Origin of the sequence: Streptomyces sp. NPDC048018 (assembly GCF_043202995.1) — a bacterium.
Classification (GTDB): domain Bacteria; phylum Actinomycetota; class Actinomycetes; order Streptomycetales; family Streptomycetaceae; genus Streptomyces.
The window spans coordinates 18,491-34,082 of record NZ_JBIDBK010000011.1 but is presented as its reverse complement, the minus strand read 5'-3'; the positions used below and the strand labels follow the sequence as shown (position 1 = coordinate 34,082).

Annotated in this window: 24 protein-coding genes; 23 read left to right on the top strand and 1 reads right to left on the bottom strand. The window is 70.9% G+C overall.

Translation table 11 applies throughout. The features are described from left to right. The first annotated feature begins 2 nt into the window (after positions 1-2). The 4 genes from ACGF1Z_RS31230 (at position 3) to ACGF1Z_RS31215 (ending at position 1,513) form a co-directional block, all read left to right on the top strand. Positions 3-125 (top strand): hypothetical protein, encoded by a 123-nt coding sequence (locus ACGF1Z_RS31230; protein ID WP_393009400.1) that lies wholly within the window; start codon positions 3-5, stop codon positions 123-125. A 62-nt stretch (positions 126-187) separates the two neighbouring features. Beyond that, positions 188-397, top strand: coding sequence for a hypothetical protein (locus ACGF1Z_RS31225; protein WP_393009399.1), 210 nt, complete (start codon positions 188-190; stop codon positions 395-397). A 168-nt stretch (positions 398-565) separates the two neighbouring features. After that, complete coding sequence (locus ACGF1Z_RS31220) at positions 566-946, top strand: hypothetical protein (protein ID WP_393009398.1); 381 nt, start codon at positions 566-568, stop codon at positions 944-946. A gap of 156 nt (positions 947-1,102) precedes the next feature. After that, a complete protein-coding gene (locus ACGF1Z_RS31215; RefSeq protein ID WP_393009397.1) occupies positions 1,103-1,513 on the top strand; it encodes a helix-turn-helix transcriptional regulator in 411 nt (136 codons plus the stop codon). 261 nt (positions 1,514-1,774) lie between these two features. On the opposite strand, the gene ACGF1Z_RS31210 is transcribed toward ACGF1Z_RS31215, so the two are convergent. Beyond that, positions 1,775-2,158, bottom strand: coding sequence for a hypothetical protein (locus ACGF1Z_RS31210; protein ID WP_393009396.1), 384 nt, complete (start codon positions 2,156-2,158; stop codon positions 1,775-1,777). A gap of 432 nt (positions 2,159-2,590) precedes the next feature. On the opposite strand from ACGF1Z_RS31210, the gene ACGF1Z_RS31205 reads away from it, so the two are divergent. The 19 genes from ACGF1Z_RS31205 to ACGF1Z_RS31115 all read left to right on the top strand — a co-directional run bounded on the left by ACGF1Z_RS31205 (position 2,591) and on the right by ACGF1Z_RS31115 (position 15,588). Further along, on the top strand, positions 2,591-2,809 hold the full coding sequence (locus ACGF1Z_RS31205; RefSeq protein WP_393009395.1) for a hypothetical protein: 219 nt from the start codon (positions 2,591-2,593) through the stop codon (positions 2,807-2,809). 114 nt (positions 2,810-2,923) lie between these two features. Further along, positions 2,924-3,331 carry an SHOCT domain-containing protein gene (locus ACGF1Z_RS31200; protein ID WP_393009394.1) on the top strand — a complete coding sequence of 136 codons (408 nt, stop codon included), beginning with the start codon at positions 2,924-2,926 and terminating at the stop codon, positions 3,329-3,331. Between the two features lie 74 nt (positions 3,332-3,405). Further along, positions 3,406-4,602, top strand: coding sequence for a hypothetical protein (locus ACGF1Z_RS31195; RefSeq protein WP_393009393.1), 1,197 nt, complete (start codon positions 3,406-3,408; stop codon positions 4,600-4,602). Positions 4,603-4,613: 11 nt separating this feature from the next. Beyond that, the gene (locus tag ACGF1Z_RS31190; protein WP_393009392.1) at positions 4,614-5,114 is read left to right on the top strand and encodes a helix-turn-helix domain-containing protein; all 501 of its coding nucleotides are present in this window, start codon (positions 4,614-4,616) and stop codon (positions 5,112-5,114) included. A gap of 22 nt (positions 5,115-5,136) precedes the next feature. Further along, positions 5,137-6,429, top strand: a complete 1,293-nt coding sequence (locus tag ACGF1Z_RS31185; protein WP_393009391.1) for a PBSX family phage terminase large subunit — start codon at positions 5,137-5,139, stop codon at positions 6,427-6,429. Further along, positions 6,429-6,635 carry a hypothetical protein gene (locus tag ACGF1Z_RS31180; RefSeq protein ID WP_393009390.1) on the top strand — a complete coding sequence of 69 codons (207 nt, stop codon included), beginning with the start codon at positions 6,429-6,431 and terminating at the stop codon, positions 6,633-6,635. The genes ACGF1Z_RS31185 and ACGF1Z_RS31180 overlap by 1 nt, the downstream gene beginning before the upstream one ends. Next, positions 6,622-8,172: a capsid protein gene (locus ACGF1Z_RS31175; RefSeq protein ID WP_393009389.1), complete on the top strand. Its 1,551-nt coding sequence runs from the start codon at positions 6,622-6,624 to the stop codon at positions 8,170-8,172. Before ACGF1Z_RS31180 ends, ACGF1Z_RS31175 begins: the two co-directional genes overlap by 14 nt. Beyond that, positions 8,172-9,320, top strand: coding sequence for a phage minor capsid protein (locus ACGF1Z_RS31170; RefSeq protein ID WP_393009388.1), 1,149 nt, complete (start codon positions 8,172-8,174; stop codon positions 9,318-9,320). The genes ACGF1Z_RS31175 and ACGF1Z_RS31170 overlap by 1 nt, the downstream gene beginning before the upstream one ends. 353 nt (positions 9,321-9,673) lie before the next feature. Beyond that, entirely contained in the window at positions 9,674-10,465 is a 792-nt protein-coding gene (locus ACGF1Z_RS31165; RefSeq protein WP_393009387.1) for a hypothetical protein, read from the top strand. A 16-nt stretch (positions 10,466-10,481) separates the two neighbouring features. After that, on the top strand, positions 10,482-11,546 hold the full coding sequence (locus tag ACGF1Z_RS31160) for a major capsid protein (protein ID WP_393009386.1): 1,065 nt from the start codon (positions 10,482-10,484) through the stop codon (positions 11,544-11,546). A gap of 2 nt (positions 11,547-11,548) precedes the next feature. Next, positions 11,549-11,935 (top strand): hypothetical protein, encoded by a 387-nt coding sequence (locus ACGF1Z_RS31155; RefSeq protein WP_393009385.1) that lies wholly within the window; start codon positions 11,549-11,551, stop codon positions 11,933-11,935. Beyond that, a complete protein-coding gene (locus tag ACGF1Z_RS31150; protein ID WP_393009384.1) occupies positions 11,932-12,495 on the top strand; it encodes a hypothetical protein in 564 nt (187 codons plus the stop codon). Before ACGF1Z_RS31155 ends, ACGF1Z_RS31150 begins: the two co-directional genes overlap by 4 nt. 13 nt (positions 12,496-12,508) lie before the next feature. Then, positions 12,509-13,018: a hypothetical protein gene (locus ACGF1Z_RS31145; RefSeq protein ID WP_393009383.1), complete on the top strand. Its 510-nt coding sequence runs from the start codon at positions 12,509-12,511 to the stop codon at positions 13,016-13,018. Positions 13,019-13,032: 14 nt separating this feature from the next. Continuing rightward, the gene (locus ACGF1Z_RS31140; RefSeq protein ID WP_393009382.1) at positions 13,033-13,446 is read left to right on the top strand and encodes a hypothetical protein; all 414 of its coding nucleotides are present in this window, start codon (positions 13,033-13,035) and stop codon (positions 13,444-13,446) included. Then, entirely contained in the window at positions 13,443-13,757 is a 315-nt protein-coding gene (locus ACGF1Z_RS31135; RefSeq protein ID WP_393009381.1) for a hypothetical protein, read from the top strand. Before ACGF1Z_RS31140 ends, ACGF1Z_RS31135 begins: the two co-directional genes overlap by 4 nt. After that, positions 13,754-14,104: a minor capsid protein gene (locus ACGF1Z_RS31130; protein WP_393009380.1), complete on the top strand. Its 351-nt coding sequence runs from the start codon at positions 13,754-13,756 to the stop codon at positions 14,102-14,104. Before ACGF1Z_RS31135 ends, ACGF1Z_RS31130 begins: the two co-directional genes overlap by 4 nt. 57 nt (positions 14,105-14,161) lie before the next feature. Continuing rightward, a complete protein-coding gene (locus ACGF1Z_RS31125) occupies positions 14,162-14,599 on the top strand; it encodes a minor capsid protein (protein ID WP_393009379.1) in 438 nt (145 codons plus the stop codon). A gap of 12 nt (positions 14,600-14,611) precedes the next feature. Further along, positions 14,612-15,082 (top strand): phage tail tube protein, encoded by a 471-nt coding sequence (locus ACGF1Z_RS31120; protein ID WP_393009378.1) that lies wholly within the window; start codon positions 14,612-14,614, stop codon positions 15,080-15,082. Further along, positions 15,082-15,588: a hypothetical protein gene (locus ACGF1Z_RS31115; RefSeq protein ID WP_393009377.1), complete on the top strand. Its 507-nt coding sequence runs from the start codon at positions 15,082-15,084 to the stop codon at positions 15,586-15,588. Before ACGF1Z_RS31120 ends, ACGF1Z_RS31115 begins: the two co-directional genes overlap by 1 nt. Positions 15,589-15,592 lie beyond the last annotated feature (4 nt).

Genomic DNA, 15,592 nt, shown 5'->3' with positions numbered 1-15,592 from the left:
CCGTGGGCGAATTCAAGAGCACGATGAGCATCGACGAGCTGCGCCAGCGCCAGGAGGCCAGCCAGCAGGCCGCCGCCCAGCGCCAGCAGGCGCCCCCGCCACCGCCTCAGGGCGGCAAGTCGTGACCCCGAGCACCACACCCACACCCCGCCCCGCCGAGGGGCACCAACCCGAGAGGAACCCGAAGATGAGCGAGCGCGTGAGGGTCAAGGTCCTGCTGCTGGTCGGCGAGGAGGCTGAGATCGTTGCGGACGCCCCCGACGCCACCGCCCCGGAGCGGTACCCGGCCGTCGAGATCGAGGCCGCCGTGGGCGCGCCCCGGGACGAGCTGCCGGGCATGCGGCTGACGGCCCGCGTGGGTGCCGGCGATCGGCTCTTCGACTGGCGTCGGGCGTAGTCCGCGAGGAACGGCCCCGCCCCTTCGTGGGGTTGGGGCCTTTTCCTCGCCCGCAAGTGTTGCAAAGCAGTGCAGCTGTGGGTCATAATAGAGACACGAGGGGGCGACAGGGGCCGCAAACCCCAAACCACCTCGAACCAGCAACAACTCAACAGAGAGCGAGGACCAATGTCCGACGAGATCGAGCGCAACAGCCGCGCGCTGATCGGAGCCCTCATCGAGGTCTACGAGACGCTCCGGCTGATCTGCACCAACCTCCCGATCCCGATCACCCTGCCCAAGCAGGAGACCGAGTTCGACGGCGCCACGGGCATCCAGGCCGTGAGCCGACTGGTGGAGATCATCGAGGACCAGCCGATCAACGACTTCGAGAAGTCCATGATCTGGGCAGCAGCCCTCCACTGGCTCGCGGCCTGCAAGCTGATCAGCCGGTACCTGAACTACAGCGCCGATCGGGTCTCCCGAATGGAGATCGAACTCCTCATCCAGCAGGCGGGCGAAGCACTGATCGCCTACCTCGACGGAGAGGAGGAGACCGACACCCCGTAGCCACACCGCCCCCCGGCAGCCAGCCGGGGGGCACCCTCGCTCTCAGCCCGGACAGCGAAACGACCGGCGGGGCCGGGCCGAAGCCCACAGGCGCGAACGCCCGTCGCAAAACCCCACCGGTCGCCAACCAGCCTCAACAAGGAGACCGACACCACCATGGTAGACACCCCGCCCGAGGGCGAGACCCTGCAAGAGATCGCCGCTCGCTACGGCCGGGCCGAGACGACCGTGCGGAACCAGTGGGCCCGCCACCCGGAGTGGCCCGCGCCGATCGGGAAGCGCGGCCAGGCCCACGTGTTCGACCCGACCGCCGTGGACCGGGTGGTCGGCGAGCACCTGGCGCGCCCGGCCGCCGAGCTGGAGCCGCGCCGTGAGTACACCGCTGCCGAGATTGAGGCCGCTACGGGCATCAGCCCTGCCACGATCCGAGCGGAGGTGTCGAAGGGCCGGTGGCCGGCCCCCGACGGCAGGAAGGGCCGGGCGAATGTCTGGCTCGGCTCGGCCGTGCTGAAGGCCGTGGAGGGGCGGCGGGCGTACCGCCGGGGCGGGAGCGCCCCGCAGGGGTAGTGCGCGCGAAGCGCGCTCCTTGGCCCCGCAGGGGCGGGCCCGGCGCGAAGCGCCTTGAGGGGCCCTGCGCGAAGCGCCCCGCCCGGTAGGGCGGGTTCTGGCGGCCCGTGCCCGAAGGGCACTTGAGGGGCCGCTTTCCTTGCTGCTCTTGGCCGCCCGTGGCCGAAGGCCACACAGGGGGCGGCCCCGGCCCGCAGGGCCGTCCGATTCCGGCGCCGGACATGGGGAAGCCCCCCGGCTGGCTGCCGGGGGGCTTCGGTGTCACTCGTCCAGTTCGCCGCGCTCCGCGAGTGCGGCCCCTGCGTCGACTGCCGCGTCGGTCGCGGCGATCAGCAGGAGCATGATCTCGGCCGTTGCGGTCGGGTCATCCGGGTGGTTGATCAGCCACATCAGGACCTTCGAGGCGGACAGCCAGTGGAGGCAGGCCCCCCACAGGTCGCTGCGGATCTCGTCGTCCATCGGGAGATCCTGGATGATCACCGATGCTCGGGCGACGGCCGGATTGATCGTGTCGGCGTCGTAGAGCGGGCCGCCCGGCAGGATGACCGGGATGGGGAGTCGGCGGGTGATCTTGCGGATGAGCTCGTAGGCGCGGACTACGGCGCGCGTGAGCTCTTCGACCGATCGGTCGTTGGCGTCGGACATCAAGTCCTCACTCTCTGTTGAGTTTTGCTGGTTTGCGAGGGCTTGGGGTTTGCGGCCCCGTTGCTGCCCTCGTGTCCCTAATTATGCCCACTACTGCACTGCTTTGCAACACTTACCGGGGGTAATTCCCCGGGGGCGCGGGGCCGGTGGGGAGGAAGGCGGGCTGGAGGCCCCGGTGCGCGCCGGAGGCGCAGGGGCCGGAACTCTGGCCGGTGCGCGCCGAAGGCGCAGGCCAGAGCGGTCCGCGCTTGCGCGGACTGAGTCCCGGTGAACGCGCCGAAGGCGCCCGGGACTCACCCGGAGCCGCTTGCGGCGCAGGGCGGCCCTCCCGCACCGCCCCACCGGCCCCGCGCCCCCGGAGAGCTGCTCCCCTGCCCCGCCACCCGCGCCCGAAGGACCCTCGGCGCGCCCCCGAGGCGCCAGGATGGCGGCATGAACAACGTCACCTTCACCGTGCGGGCCGTCGTCAAGGGCGAATCCTGCGAGGTCACCATGCACCAGCCGCGCTGCACATGGGACGGCGTCAACGCTCACGAACGGAACGAGATCCTGGAGGCCTGCCGCATCCGCTTCGCCAACTGGGCGCGCAAGGAGTACGGCGTGCGGCTCGGCGACGAGGAGCGGGCCGCACTGCACATCACCGTCGACTGATTCTGCACTTAGTTGCAAAACCCCGAGCGGTGCCCCATCATGGGGGCGTCTTCGGCGTGCCCGGAACCTACGGCTTCCGCGATTCCCTCACACGCCTTTCACTTCCGTGCCACGATGCCCCTGACCATCACCAAGGGGCGGGCGAGCATGAGCTATCAGCGGGTCGTCGAGAAGCGCGGCGCGAACCACACACTGCACATCGTCTTGACCATCGTCACCTGCGGCCTGTGGGCGATCACCGGATGGCCGATCGCCGCGATCATGGGCCGCAAGACGGTCACCCGAGTGCCGACCCCGCCGCCGTACGCCCCGCCCCATCAGCCGGCCGCTGCGCCTCAGCAGCACGGGGCCCCGTCCTGGGCGCAGCAGACAGTCGTACCCGGCCAGACGCCGCCGGCGGGCACGAACGGGCGGCAGGCGCTCGTGGCCGACGAGCTCATGCGCCTCGCGCAGCTCCGCGACCAAGGCGTTCTTACCCCGGACGAGTTCGAGGCGCAGAAAGCGCGCCTGCTCAGCCAGTAGCAACACCCCATCGATCCGGCCCGTCCGCTCATCCCCGTAGCGGACGGGCCTTCTTCATGCCCTGGAGGTGCCCTGTGGCGTTCCCCGAAGGCACCCCCACCGTCCAGCTGCTCGGGACCCTGCCCCGCGCCGCCGGCGGACGGCCCTTCACTGGCCGAGTGCTCGCCGCCCCGTCGCAGTACATCAAGGACGCTCAGCGTCACGCCCTCTACCCCAACGGGGCCGAGGACATCCCGTTCGACGCCGAAGGCCGCATCGACATCCGGATCGTGCCGACCGACGCCAGCGGGATCAGCCCCACGGGGTGGCGGTGGTACTTCAGCGTCGAGCCGGACGGCGCGCCGAAGCAGAAGTTCTGGACCGAGATCACCGGGCCCGGCCCGGTCTACCTCGACGAGCTGGTGCACCTCCCGGCGCCCGGCGGCGGGTCATCCGGCGGCGGAGGCGATGCCGCTCTCGCCGCGCATGCCGCCCGCACCCTGGACGTGCACGGCATCGTCGACACGAGCGCCCTGGAGACCAAGGCCGGGGCGACATCCAAGGCCGGCGCCGCCCAGTCCGCCGCCACCAGCGCTGCCGCGTCGGACGCCACGGCCAAGGTCGCCGCCCACACAGAGGCGAGCGACCCTCACGGCGACCGTGCCTGGACGGCCGGGGCGTTCCTGGCCAGGGCCAACAACCTGTCCGACCTCATCAGCGCGGCCGCGGCGCGCCTGGCGCTCGGCCTGGGCAACGCTGCCACCCGGAATGTCGGCACCACCATCGGGACCGTCGCCGCAGGAGACGACAGCCGCTTCGGGGCAGGCGGCAGCACGATCCGCACCGCGAGCGTGCGCATCACCGACGGCACAGTCAGCGACCTGCCGACTGCCTCCTCCTGGACGATCGCGCAGACATCCGCCGGCACCCAGCTGCGGTGCTCCATCACCGCGACTGCCGGAGACCGGATCCGCGCTCTCGGACTGTTCATGTACGACGGCGGCCGGTACCTCGACTACAACATGCTCTCCGGCGCTGGAGCGCTCGGCACATACGCAGCGTCCGGGACGACGACACCGCTCGCTGAGGGAAACCCGACGCTGTACCCGAGCGGCGCGTTCGCGAAGTACACCTCGGCCGAGTTCTTCACCGTCGGCCCCGAACACATCGACGGCACAGGGAAGATCACCATCGCCCTGGTCAACCAAGGCACCACGCCCGGGAAGGTGTACGCGCACACCCTGTACCCGTGGCGTCTGCGCCTGGAGAACATCGGACCCGAACCGGCGTAGAGGAGGCCACCGTGGGCGCTAACCAGCACAGCCGCCCCGTCACCGACGAGGAACGGGCCCGCATCCGCGAGCTCCACGCGCAGGGCCTCAGCCGCAACGCCATCGCCCGCGAGCTGGACCGGTCCGGGCGCACCATCAGCGTCCAGGCCGCCGCCATGCACCTCACCTTCGACCGGGCAGCCACCGAGGCCGCGACGGCAGCCCGGAAGGCCGACCTCGAAGAGAAGCGCGTCATCCTCGCCGAGGCCCTCACCGACGACGCCCTGCGCCTCACGGCGCAGATGTGGGAGCCGACAACCCTCCACTCCTTCGGCGGCAAGGACCACACCTACGCCAAGAAGGACATCCCCGAGCCCCTCCACGCCGACAAGCGGGCCCTCATGGCCGCGGCAACCGCAGCCTCCGCGCACTCACTGCGCCTGGTGCCCGTCGAGACCGACCAGCAGGGCCTCGCGGCCGTCGATGCCTGGCTCCGAGACATGATGGGCGGAGGCGCGCCGGCGGCGGAGTAGACCGACCGGAAGGGGGCGCGCCGTGTACAAGGCCCTCGCCGGGAAGCAGCTGCGCTCCACCATGCTCGCCACCGCGAGCGGGAACCTGTGGGAAGGCGCGGTCCGCTCCTCCAAGACGATCAGCTCGATCCTGGTGTGGCTGAAGTACGTCCGGCTGGGCCCCGCCGGGCCGCTGCTCATGGTCGGCAAGACCGAGCGGACGCTGAAGCGCAACATCATCGACCCGATCATCGAGATGGTCGGCTCGCAGCGCTGCGTGTACAAGGCCGGCGCCGGTGAGCTCATCCTCTTCGGCCGCACGATCTACACCGCCGGAGCGAACGACGAGCGTGCCGCCGAGAAGATCAAGGGCATGACCCTCGCGGGCGCGTACCTCGACGAGGTCACCACGTTCCCCGAGACGTTCTTCAAGATGCTCGGCACCCGCCTGAGCATCCCCAACGCGCAGTGGTTCGGGACGACCAACCCTGAGGGGCCGAACCACTGGCTGAAGAAGCAGTTCCTCAACCGCGCGAAGCTGCACCTTCAGCGCGACGGCACCATCGCCCAGTCCCAGGACCCGACAGCGATCGACCTGCACCGCTTCAGCTTCTCCCTGGACGACAACCCCTATCTGCCGACGGCCTATGTCGAACGCCTGAAGCTGGAGTACACCGGCCTCTTCTACCGCCGATACGTCCTCGGCGAGTGGTGCCTGGCTGAAGGCGTCGTCTACGACATGTTCGACGAGAAGAAGCACGTCGTCGACCTGCTCCCGGACATCACCCGGTGGATGGCCGTCGGCCTGGACTACGGCACGATCAACCCCTTCGCCGCCCTCCTCGTCGGCGTCGGCAGCGACAACCGGCTGTACGTGGCGAGCGAATACCGGCACGACTCCCGTCTCGCGCGCCGGCAGCTGACCGACGCGGAGTACAGCGAGGGCCTGCGCGGCTGGCTCGCGTCGTACGAGCACCGCGGGACGAAGGGCGTGCAGCCGCAGTGGGTGTTCGTCGACCCGAGTGCCGCCTCGTTCATGACCCAGTTGTGGGCCGACGGCCTGCCTGGTGTGGCGAAGGCGGACAACACCGTGAAGGACGGCATCCGTTCGGTGTCCGTCGCCCTGGGACAGAACGTGCTGTCCGTTCACCGCTCCTGCAAGGGCCTGCTCGGCGAGCTCCCTTCGTACGCCTGGGACGAGAAGGCCGCGCTGAAGGGCGAGGACGCGCCGCTGAAGGTCGACGACCACAGCGTCGACGCTCTCCGGTACGCCCTGCACTCCACGGCCCACGAGTGGCGCTCGCTGATCCGCACGAACCTGGAGGTGGCCGCCTGATGCCCGCCGAGATCAGCCTTCCCGTGTACATGCGCGTCGGCGACAGCCCCGAGCAGGAGCTCGGCACCCTCACGATGCCGATCTCCGGCGGCCAGGTGGAACTCTCCGTGCTGCGCGTCGAGCTGGCCACGTTCTACCGCGCACTAGCCGACGCCGTCGAGCACCCGCCCCAGGACGACAAGGAGGCGACCGATGGCACTGCCTGACCGGAACTCCCCCTGGCCGCCGATCAACCCGGCCGTCTCCTCCGACATGGCCGACTGGGCAGCCTGGTACTCCGCCAACCCCGACCGGCTCGCCTACCGCTACCGCAACCGGCGCCGCTCCGGCCGCCCCTACGGCCAGCTGGAGAACCGGCCGTCGCAGTACCGCGGCGGCCTCGTCGGTACCGTCGCCCGCTGGTTCTGGGGCGAGCCGGTACCGATGGGCGAGAAGCGCGCGGCGCTCCACATGCCGCTCGCCCGCGACATCGCCCGCACCTCGGCGGACCTGCTGTTCTCCGAGCCGCCCACCCTGATCACCAAGGACACCGGGACGCAGCAGCGCCTCGAAGAGCTGATGAACACTGGCCTGCTGCGCACCCTCATCGCCCAGGCCGAGGCGACCGCGGCCATCGGCGGCGCCTACCTGCGCCCGATGTGGGACAGCCACATCAGCGACCGGCCGTGGGCGACAGTGGTCCGCGGCGACGACGCCGCGCCGGAGTTCTTCGGCGGCCGGCTGCGCGCGGTCACCTTCTGGAAGGTGCTCGCGGTCGACGGGGCCAGGGTGGTCCGGCACCTGGAGCGCCACGAGCCCGGCGTCATCCTCCACGGCGTGTACGAGGGCACCGAGGACAACCTCGGCAAGCCCGCGGACCTCGACGCCTTCGAGGAGACCAAGGGCCTGAGGAGCATCGAGCTGCCCATCGGGAAGCGGCTGGCCTGCGCCTACATCCCGAACACCATGACCGCCCCGGACTGGCACGACGTCCCCGGCGCGGCCGGCCTCGGCACCAGCGACTTCCAGGGCGCTGAGACCTTCCTCTCGGCGGTCGACGAGACGTACACCAGCTGGATGCGGGACGTCCGCCTCGCCAAGTCCCGCATCATGGTGCCGTCCGGCTACCTCCAGTCGCTCGGCGCCGGCCGCGGCGTGGCGTGGGAGGACCGCGAGGTCTTCGCCGAGATGAACATCCCGCCCACCTCGAACCACGAGATCACCCTCAACCAGTTCAAGATCCGGTTCGAGGAGCACCGGTCGACGATCGAGGACCTCGTCGGCAAGGTCATTCGGAACGCCGGCTACTCCGGCGGGACGTTCGGCGACGACACCGACGGCTCGGCGATCACCGCGACCGAGGTGAAGGCCCGCACCGCACGGAGCATGTCGACCCGGGCCCGCAAGAGCGAGCTCGAGGCCGTCGGCATCGCCGACTTCTGCGAGACCTTCCTCGCCATCGAGAACTCGACGCTCTTCCCCGGCCTGCCGAAGGTCGAGGTGGAGCGGCCGACGGTGCGGTTCGCCGACTCGGTGCAGGACGACGTGAAGTACTTGGCCGAGACAGCTGAGCTGCTCTCGCGGGCGCGCGCCGCATCCGTCGAGACGCTCGTGGCTCTGGTGAATCCCGGCATGCCGGCGGCGCAGCAGGCCGCGGAGGTGCGCCGGATCCGGCAGGAAGACGGCCAGGACACGGCCGATCCCGCAGAGACCGGCGCCGATGGTGGGCCCGGCTTCGACCAGGGTGGTGGGGAGGCGGCCTGATGCCCGTCTCCCCTGCCATGGCCGAGGATCTGGCCGCCGCGATCGGCAAGCTGTACGCGGACGCCGAGCTGGCGCTCCTGGAGAAGCTGCGCACGGCGCTCATGGACGGCATCGACAGCCCCCTGTGGGCCGAGATCAAGCTCCGGTCCATCGGCGACCTCCGCCAGGCCGTCGAGGACGTCGCCAACGCCCTTCAGCAGGACGCGAACGGGGCCGTGGGCCGGGCGCTCGCGGAGGCGTACGGCCGCGGGCGGCAGGCCGCCGTCGCCGAGCTCGGCGCCCTCGACATCGGCCGCGAACTCCAGGCCCGCCGGGTCCTGCCCGGGGCGCCGGCCGTCGACCGGCTCGCCGCGTCGTACGCGCGCGACACCCGCCCGCTGTACGTGCGGATCACGCGCGCGGTGCTGGACGTCTACCGGTCGATCACCTCTCGGGCGTCCTCGTCGGTGCTCCTCGGCGGCCTGACCCGCCGCCAGGCCACCCAGCAAGCGCTCGACCGGTTCGCGCAGCGGGGCGTCAGTGGCTTCACCGACTCCGCCGGCCGAGCCTGGGAGCTCGCGGCCTATGCGGAGATGGCTGTCCGCAGCGTGACCGCCCGCGCGGCGATCGAGGGCCATATCGACGCCCTCGCGGAGATCGGCGTCGGGCTGGTGATCGTGTCCGACGCACCGCTGGAGTGCGAGCGGTGCGCGCCGTGGGAGGGCGAGGTCCTCACGCTCAGCGGGAAGCCAGGCCCGCACACGCTCCGCGTCGAGAAGGCGATCCAGCCGACCGGGCTGCGGGCTGCTCTACGGCCGCCTGAGACCGTGGCAGTGCACGTGGCCGGCAGCCTCACTGAAGCCAGAGCAGCAGGGCTGTTCCACCCGAACTGCCGGCACTCGCTGGCCGCCTTCCTGCCCGGAGTGACGACCCGCCCGCCGCATCACTCGACTCCGGGCACGACGTACGCGGACACCCAGCGGCAGCGCGCGATCGAGCGGCGCATTCGGGAGTGGAAGCGGCGCCAGGCCGCCGCGACCGACGAGGCCTCACGCCGACGCGCGGGCGCGTTCGTTAGGAAGTGGCAGGCGCAGGCACGCGCAATTGTGGCCGCGCACCCCGGCCTTCGCCGCAGGCCCGCGCGCGAGCAGATCGGGGCCGCCCACTAGACAGGGCGAACGATCGACCCCTGGTTGGGGCATCCCTGGGTTGTGCACCGAGCAGCGCCGCGGGTGTATTCCCGCCCGCCGCCTGAGCCCATGGCCGTGGTCTCGACGGTGTCGAATTTGACCACCTTGCCGCAGCTAGGGCACTTGTCCTTCTCGCCGTCTCGGCCGACCGTCTCGTCGCTCATCTTTCGACGGTACGGCCGATGCCCCACGCCCGCTTGTTGGGGCGTTCTCGAACTTCCCTCCGCCAGGCGCGGACGGGAGCACCAAGGCCCACCCAGCGTGGGCCCGCACCACCCCTGTTTCAGGTCGGCCAGGCGCCGACCCCCGACGCGCCCCAGGAGGGCACGACCATGCCGAAGCGCACCCTCGCCCGACGCCCCCGCCTCGACGGCGCAGGCTGGGCACATCCCTACCGCACCGGCCCTTTCGATCCGTACCTCTACGCGGACGGAGGGGACGGAGACGGATCCGCATCCGGAACCGGGGCGGACACGTCCGGACAGCAGGCCGCTGACCAGGGCGGACAGCAGTCCGGACAGACGGACAGCACCGGATCCGCGTCCGGACAGCGCTCCGGCAACACGGACGCCAAGGTCGGCGGCGACGACCACACAGCCACGATCAAGCGGCTGGAGAAGGACCTCGCCGACGCCCGCAAGGAAGCGGCGAAGGACCGGACCACCGCCAAGCAGCAGGCCGCCGACGAGGCCCGCACCGCGCTCGCGCAGGAGATCGGCAAGGCCCTCGGGCTCGTGAAGGCCGACACCCCGCCGGACCCCGCCGAGCTCGCCAAGGCGATCACCGAGAAGGACAGCACGATCGCCGAGCGGGACACCCAGCTCCGCGCCAAGGACGTCGAGCTCGCCGTGTGGGCCCGCGCCGAGAAGGCCGGCGCGAAGGCCGGTGCGCTGCTCGACTCGCGCGCCTTCGTGAAGACCCTCGCCGGCCTCGACCCGGCCGACAAGGGCTTCACCACCGCCCTGGACGACGCCATCAAGGCCGCCGTGAAGGACAACCCCGGCTTCGCCGCACAGCAGGCCACCCGCTCCGGCGGCGACCTGTCCGGCGGCACCGGCGAGGGCGGCGCCAAGAAGCGGTCCGGCTCCCTCGCAGGGGCCATCGCCAGCCACTACCAGACCTGACCCTCAGGAGTACCCCATGCCCGTGACGCTCGCCCAGGCGCAGCTCAACACCCAGGCCGACATCGACTTCTCCGTCATCGACAACCTCCGCCGCAACTCGTGGCTGTTCGCCAACATGGTGTGGGACGACACCGTCACCCCGGGCACCGGCGGCGGCTCCCTCACCTACGGCTACACCCGGCTTCTGGCGGCTTCCTCGGCCAGCTTCCGCCGGTTCAACGAGGAGTACACGCCGAACCAGGCGACCCGCGAGCGCAAGACGGTCGAACTCCACCCGCTGGGTGGAGCTTTCAACGTGGACCGCAAGCTGGCCCGCCTCGGCCCGGCCGCCTCCAACGAGATCAGCTTCCAGCTCGCGCAGAAGCTGACCTCGATGCGGACCCGCTTCCAGCAGGAGCTCATCCTCGGCGACACCGCCGTGGACGACGCCGGTTTCGACGGCCTCGACAAGGCCCTCGTCGGCCAGTCGACCGAGTACCTGCCGATCAACGAGGGCTACGCCACCGGCTACCTCGACTGGTCGCCCGCCACGGTGAACACCGAGGACCTGGCCATGTCCGCCTTCGACCCGTTCGACGACTGGCTGTCGCGGATCATGGGCTCGCAGGTCGGTTCCGGTGACACCGGCGCCGACGGCAGCATCCCGGCCGGCGTCCAGGCCCTGCTCGGCAACACCAAGAGCATCGCCCGCATTCAGTCGCTCGCCCGGCGCGCCAACCAGTTCACGTCGGAGAAGGACTCCTTCGGTAACCAGATCATGCGGTACGGCAAGTGGGTCCTCGTCGACCTCGGCGACCGCGCCGACGGCTCCGCCCCGATCATCCCGATCCGGTCGGCGGACACCGACGGCGGCGGCGCGGGCGGCGTCATCACTGGCCTGACCGACATCTACGCCGTGAGCCTGGGCCTGGATGCCTTCCACGGTGCTGCGATGGCCGGCACCCCGCTCGTGGAGACCTACCTCCCCGACTTCACCCAGCCGGGCGCGGTCAAGACGGGCGAGGTCGAGATGGGCCCGGTCGCCGCGGTGCTCCGCAACACCAAGTCCTGCGGCGTGTTCCGCAACGTGAAGGTGCGGTGACCATGAACGCGTACACCGTCGAGTCCCCCCGCGGGGACTTCACTGGCGAGTCCGTCGGCGTCCACTTCCACAGGGGCAGCGGCCGCGTGGACGACTCCACGAAGGAGGGCCGCGCTGCGATCGAGTACTTCCGTCGGCAGGGCTACACCCTGACCCCGGACGCCCCCGAGTCGGCCGACGAGCCGGTGCAGGAAGCGGAGACCGGCGACGAGCTGTTCGACCCGGCAGAGCACGACGTCCCGGACGTCCTCGCCTACCTCGACTCGCTCGGTGAGGACGACTCCGACTCGGTCGCCGAGTTCGACCGCATCATCGCCGCCGAGAAGAGCGGCAAGGCCCGCAAGACGATCCTCGCCCGCGGCGAGCAGAAGCATGAGGAGCAGCTGTGAGCCTCGGTACCTTCCGCGGGATCCCCCGCAACGACCTCGGATATCTCAACTCGGCCGGTCGGCCGGACCCGGACGGCGTGTTCCACCGGGCGAACCTTCCGCGCGTGGGCCTCGACGACGTTCCGGCCGCCGCGACCGGCGTCATGTGCTCCGTCGCGCTGTACCTCCACGACGGTGACCTGATTTCGAACCTGACGTTCATCTCGGGCGCCACCGCTGCGGGCTCGCCGACCAACCAGTTCGCCGCCCTGTATTCCGGGTCTGGCGCGCTGATGGCGCAGTCGGCGGACAAGACCACGGAGGCGTGGGCCGCCGACACCGCCAAGACCTTCGCCCTGGCGACGGCGCAGCGGATCACCAAGAGCGGCGTGTACTACGCCGCCCTGTCGGTGACCGCGACCACCGTGCCGACCCTCATCGGCTCGACGGGCGCCAAGCCGGTGCTCACCGGCGAGGGCAACCTGGCCCAGACGTCCGGCTCGGGCCTGACCGCTACGGCCCCGGCGACGATCGCGACGCCCGCGTTCAAGCGCGCGGTGCCGCTCGTCATCGCGACCTGACAGGAGCAGGGACATGCCTCTCATCTCGTCTCTGGCCATCGCTGCGGACGCGAATCTGACCGCCGCCCTGGACCTGACGACCGCGGCCGCGCCCCTCGCGGTCCGCTCGGCTGCGAGCTGGACGTCCGGCACCGGCGCCGGGCAGGCCGACAAGCTGTTCTCGGACCGGCGCACGCTCGCAGCGTCGGCCACCGAGGACCTCGACCTCGCCGGGGTCCTCCTCGACGCGTTCGGGGCTGCGATCACCTGGGCCCGCATCAAGGGCCTGATCATCCGGGCCGACGCGACGAATCAGAACAACGTGGTGGTCGGCGCCGCGTCCTCGAACGCGTGGGCCACGCTGCTGGGCGCCACCAGCACGCTCACCCTGCGCCCCGGAGCGTCGTTCGCAGTGAACACGGGCGTGGCCGATGCGACCGCGTATGCCGTGACCGCCGGCACCGGCGACCTGCTGAAGGTCGCCAACTCCGGCGCCGGATCGGCCGTCAACTACGACATCGTCATCATCGGCTCGTCCGCGTAGGGGAGGTGGTCGCTGTGCCCGTCTACGCGACCCCCGCCCAGTACACCGAATACACCGGCCAGCCCGCCCCGGAGGACATCGACACCCTCCTCTCCGGCGCGTCCCGCATGCTCGACGCCCGCGTCTTCCGGTACTGCCTCTACGACGCCGACAGCACGGGCCTGCCCACGAACCCGATCGTGGCGCAGGCGATGGCGGACGCCGTCTGTGCCCAGGCCGAGTGGGGCGACGAGATCGGCGACACCACCGGCGCGGCCGGCGTCGGCTGGGGAAACCTCGAGCTCGGCTCGGCCAAGCTCGGCCGCTCGGTGACCGCGGTCTCCGGCGGGGACGCCCCGGGCCGGCAGATCGCCGACAAGGTGTGGGACAGCCTGCTCGCCCCCAACCTGACCCCGGACATCTGGGTCATGCAGGGGGTGAGCTCGTGAAGCTGCCCGGCATCTGGCTGCGGCACCAGGTGGTGGTGGAGCCGTACCTGGGGATCGGCCCGTCCGGCCCCCGGTACGGGCCCGCCACCACGATCCGGGCGTGGGTCGAGGAGAAGACCCGGCTCGTCCGCTCCCCGGAGGGCGACGAGGTGACGTCCTCCTCGACGTTCTACGCCCGCCTCGGCCCCACGCTCCCGCCGAAGAGCCGCGTCCTGCTGCCGTCCGGCCGCCGTACGACTGTCATCGCCGCCCTGCGGTACGACGGCGGCGGCCTGCCGACCCCTGACCACTTGGAGGTGCAGCTCGTATGACCCAGTACACGCGCATGTCCTGGCAGGGCCAGCGGCTGTGGACTGGGCGAGGCCGGCGCGCGGCCGAGAAGGGGCTCCGGCGGGCGCTGGAGCACACTCTCGGCGTCGCCAACCGGCTGGTGCCGCTGGAGGAGGGCACGCTGGAGCGCTCCGGCCGGGTCGACGTGGACGGCCTGAACGGCCAGATCTCCTACGACACGGTCTATGCGGTCAGGCAACACGAAGAGCTGACCTGGAAACACCTGCCCGGCCGCCAGGCCAAATATCTGGAACAGCCGATGAACACGGAGCGGGACATCATGCTCCGGCTCATGGCCGTCTCGCTGCGGGACTGGCTCCGCGGCTGACCCCACCCCCTGCTCGCCCGCCCGTGCGCGGGCCCTCACGCATGCCCGGAGGCGCCCGTGCCCTACACCCGCGACGTCCTCGACGGCCTCGCCGCCCTGCTCGCGGCCGCCGGCCTGGGCGTGTACCGGCCCGGCGGCGTGTACGCCGACGGCGAGGACATCACGGCCATCGGCTACGGCACCCGGCCCGAGGCCCCCGACCGAATCCTGTGGCTCAACCCCTACCCGGTCGACGACACCGACCACGTGGACGTCATCACCGGCATCCAGGTGTGGATCCGGTCCGGCCCTGACCCGCTTCAGGCCGCAGACATGGCCGACGGCGTCTTCGCCCAGCTGCACAACCGCCAGGACGTCTACCTCGGCTCTACCCGGGCGGCGCTGATCTGGCGCCAGTCCCAAGCACTCCTCGGCCAAGACCCGCACGGGCGCCAGGAGATGACCGCGAACTACTACCTCAGGGCCACGCGGCCCGCCCCTTTCCTGATCGACTGAGGAGGCTGCGTCATGTCGACGCCGACCGAGACCGCGCTCGCCCGACGGTGGCGCATGGACATCAACATGGGCACGGACCTGTCGCCGGTCTGGACGCTGTGCCCTGGGATCACCGAGTTCCAGCCGCAGTTCCCCCCCAACATCGAGAACAGCACCAGCTACGACACGGACGGCTGGGCGGAGAACACCAAGACGGCGCAGGAGTGGTCCGTGGAGGCGACGTTCAACCGCAAGTCCTCGCCGGACAACACCACTTACAGCCCGGTCCACGAGAAGCTCCGCATCGCGGCCTTCTCCTACGGCGCCGCGTCCAAGGTGGGCGTCCGCTTCTACGACCGCAACGGCCTCCCAGAGGCCTACTCCGGCAAGGTGCTGGTCACCTGGGAGCCGCAGGGCGGCGAATACACCGCCCTCGACCAGGTCAAGGCCACGCTCACCGGCGACGGCGTCCTGTCGCTCATCACGAACCCGGTGACCCCCTGATGGCGGGCGGCTTCAAGGTTCTCGACGAGTTCTTCGACGACTCCCTCGACCTGCCGGTCAAGTGCCGCGACGGGCAGGTCCGCACCTTCCACATCCCGGGCCCCTCCGCCGAGGACGGCCTGAAGGTCGAGAAGCTCATGGAACTCCTCTTCCGCGCCGTGGCCGACCCCGACGCGGAGCCGGACGCGACCGCCCTAGACGACCTCGGCGAGCTCCACCTCTACGAGGCCGCGCTCGGCCCGGCCTACGCCGAGGTCGAGGCCAACCTCGACTTCCCCCGGTTCAAGCTCGTCGCGATCACCGCGGCGCTGTGGATCAGCCAGGGCCGGGAGGCTGCTGAGGCGTTCTGGAACGCCGGTGGCGACCCTTCTCAGGTGGGCCCGGCGAACCGGGAGGAGCGCCGGGCCTCATCCCGTGCGGCGAAATCGACCCCGACACGGGCCTCGCGGAGTGGTACGAGCACCCCGCCGGCTACCGTCCGCGCCCGGAAGGCCACCCGGACCTGACGTG

Coding starts and splice junctions, on each gene's coding strand:
- ACGF1Z_RS31225 (WP_393009399.1), top strand. CDS start 188: ATGAGCGAGCGCGTGAGGGTCAAGGTCCTGCTGCTGGTCGGCGAGGAG.
- ACGF1Z_RS31220 (WP_393009398.1), top strand. CDS start 566: ATGTCCGACGAGATCGAGCGCAACAGCCGCGCGCTGATCGGAGCCCTC.
- ACGF1Z_RS31215 (WP_393009397.1), top strand. CDS start 1,103: ATGGTAGACACCCCGCCCGAGGGCGAGACCCTGCAAGAGATCGCCGCT.
- ACGF1Z_RS31210 (WP_393009396.1), bottom strand. CDS start 2,158: ATGTCCGACGCCAACGACCGATCGGTCGAAGAGCTCACGCGCGCCGTA.
- ACGF1Z_RS31205 (WP_393009395.1), top strand. CDS start 2,591: ATGAACAACGTCACCTTCACCGTGCGGGCCGTCGTCAAGGGCGAATCC.
- ACGF1Z_RS31200 (WP_393009394.1), top strand. CDS start 2,924: ATGCCCCTGACCATCACCAAGGGGCGGGCGAGCATGAGCTATCAGCGG.
- ACGF1Z_RS31180 (WP_393009390.1), top strand. CDS start 6,429: ATGCCCGCCGAGATCAGCCTTCCCGTGTACATGCGCGTCGGCGACAGC.
- ACGF1Z_RS31175 (WP_393009389.1), top strand. CDS start 6,622: ATGGCACTGCCTGACCGGAACTCCCCCTGGCCGCCGATCAACCCGGCC.
- ACGF1Z_RS31170 (WP_393009388.1), top strand. CDS start 8,172: ATGCCCGTCTCCCCTGCCATGGCCGAGGATCTGGCCGCCGCGATCGGC.
- ACGF1Z_RS31165 (WP_393009387.1), top strand. CDS start 9,674: ATGCCGAAGCGCACCCTCGCCCGACGCCCCCGCCTCGACGGCGCAGGC.
- ACGF1Z_RS31160 (WP_393009386.1), top strand. CDS start 10,482: ATGCCCGTGACGCTCGCCCAGGCGCAGCTCAACACCCAGGCCGACATC.
- ACGF1Z_RS31155 (WP_393009385.1), top strand. CDS start 11,549: ATGAACGCGTACACCGTCGAGTCCCCCCGCGGGGACTTCACTGGCGAG.
- ACGF1Z_RS31145 (WP_393009383.1), top strand. CDS start 12,509: ATGCCTCTCATCTCGTCTCTGGCCATCGCTGCGGACGCGAATCTGACC.
- ACGF1Z_RS31130 (WP_393009380.1), top strand. CDS start 13,754: ATGACCCAGTACACGCGCATGTCCTGGCAGGGCCAGCGGCTGTGGACT.
- ACGF1Z_RS31120 (WP_393009378.1), top strand. CDS start 14,612: ATGTCGACGCCGACCGAGACCGCGCTCGCCCGACGGTGGCGCATGGAC.
- ACGF1Z_RS31115 (WP_393009377.1), top strand. CDS start 15,082: ATGGCGGGCGGCTTCAAGGTTCTCGACGAGTTCTTCGACGACTCCCTC.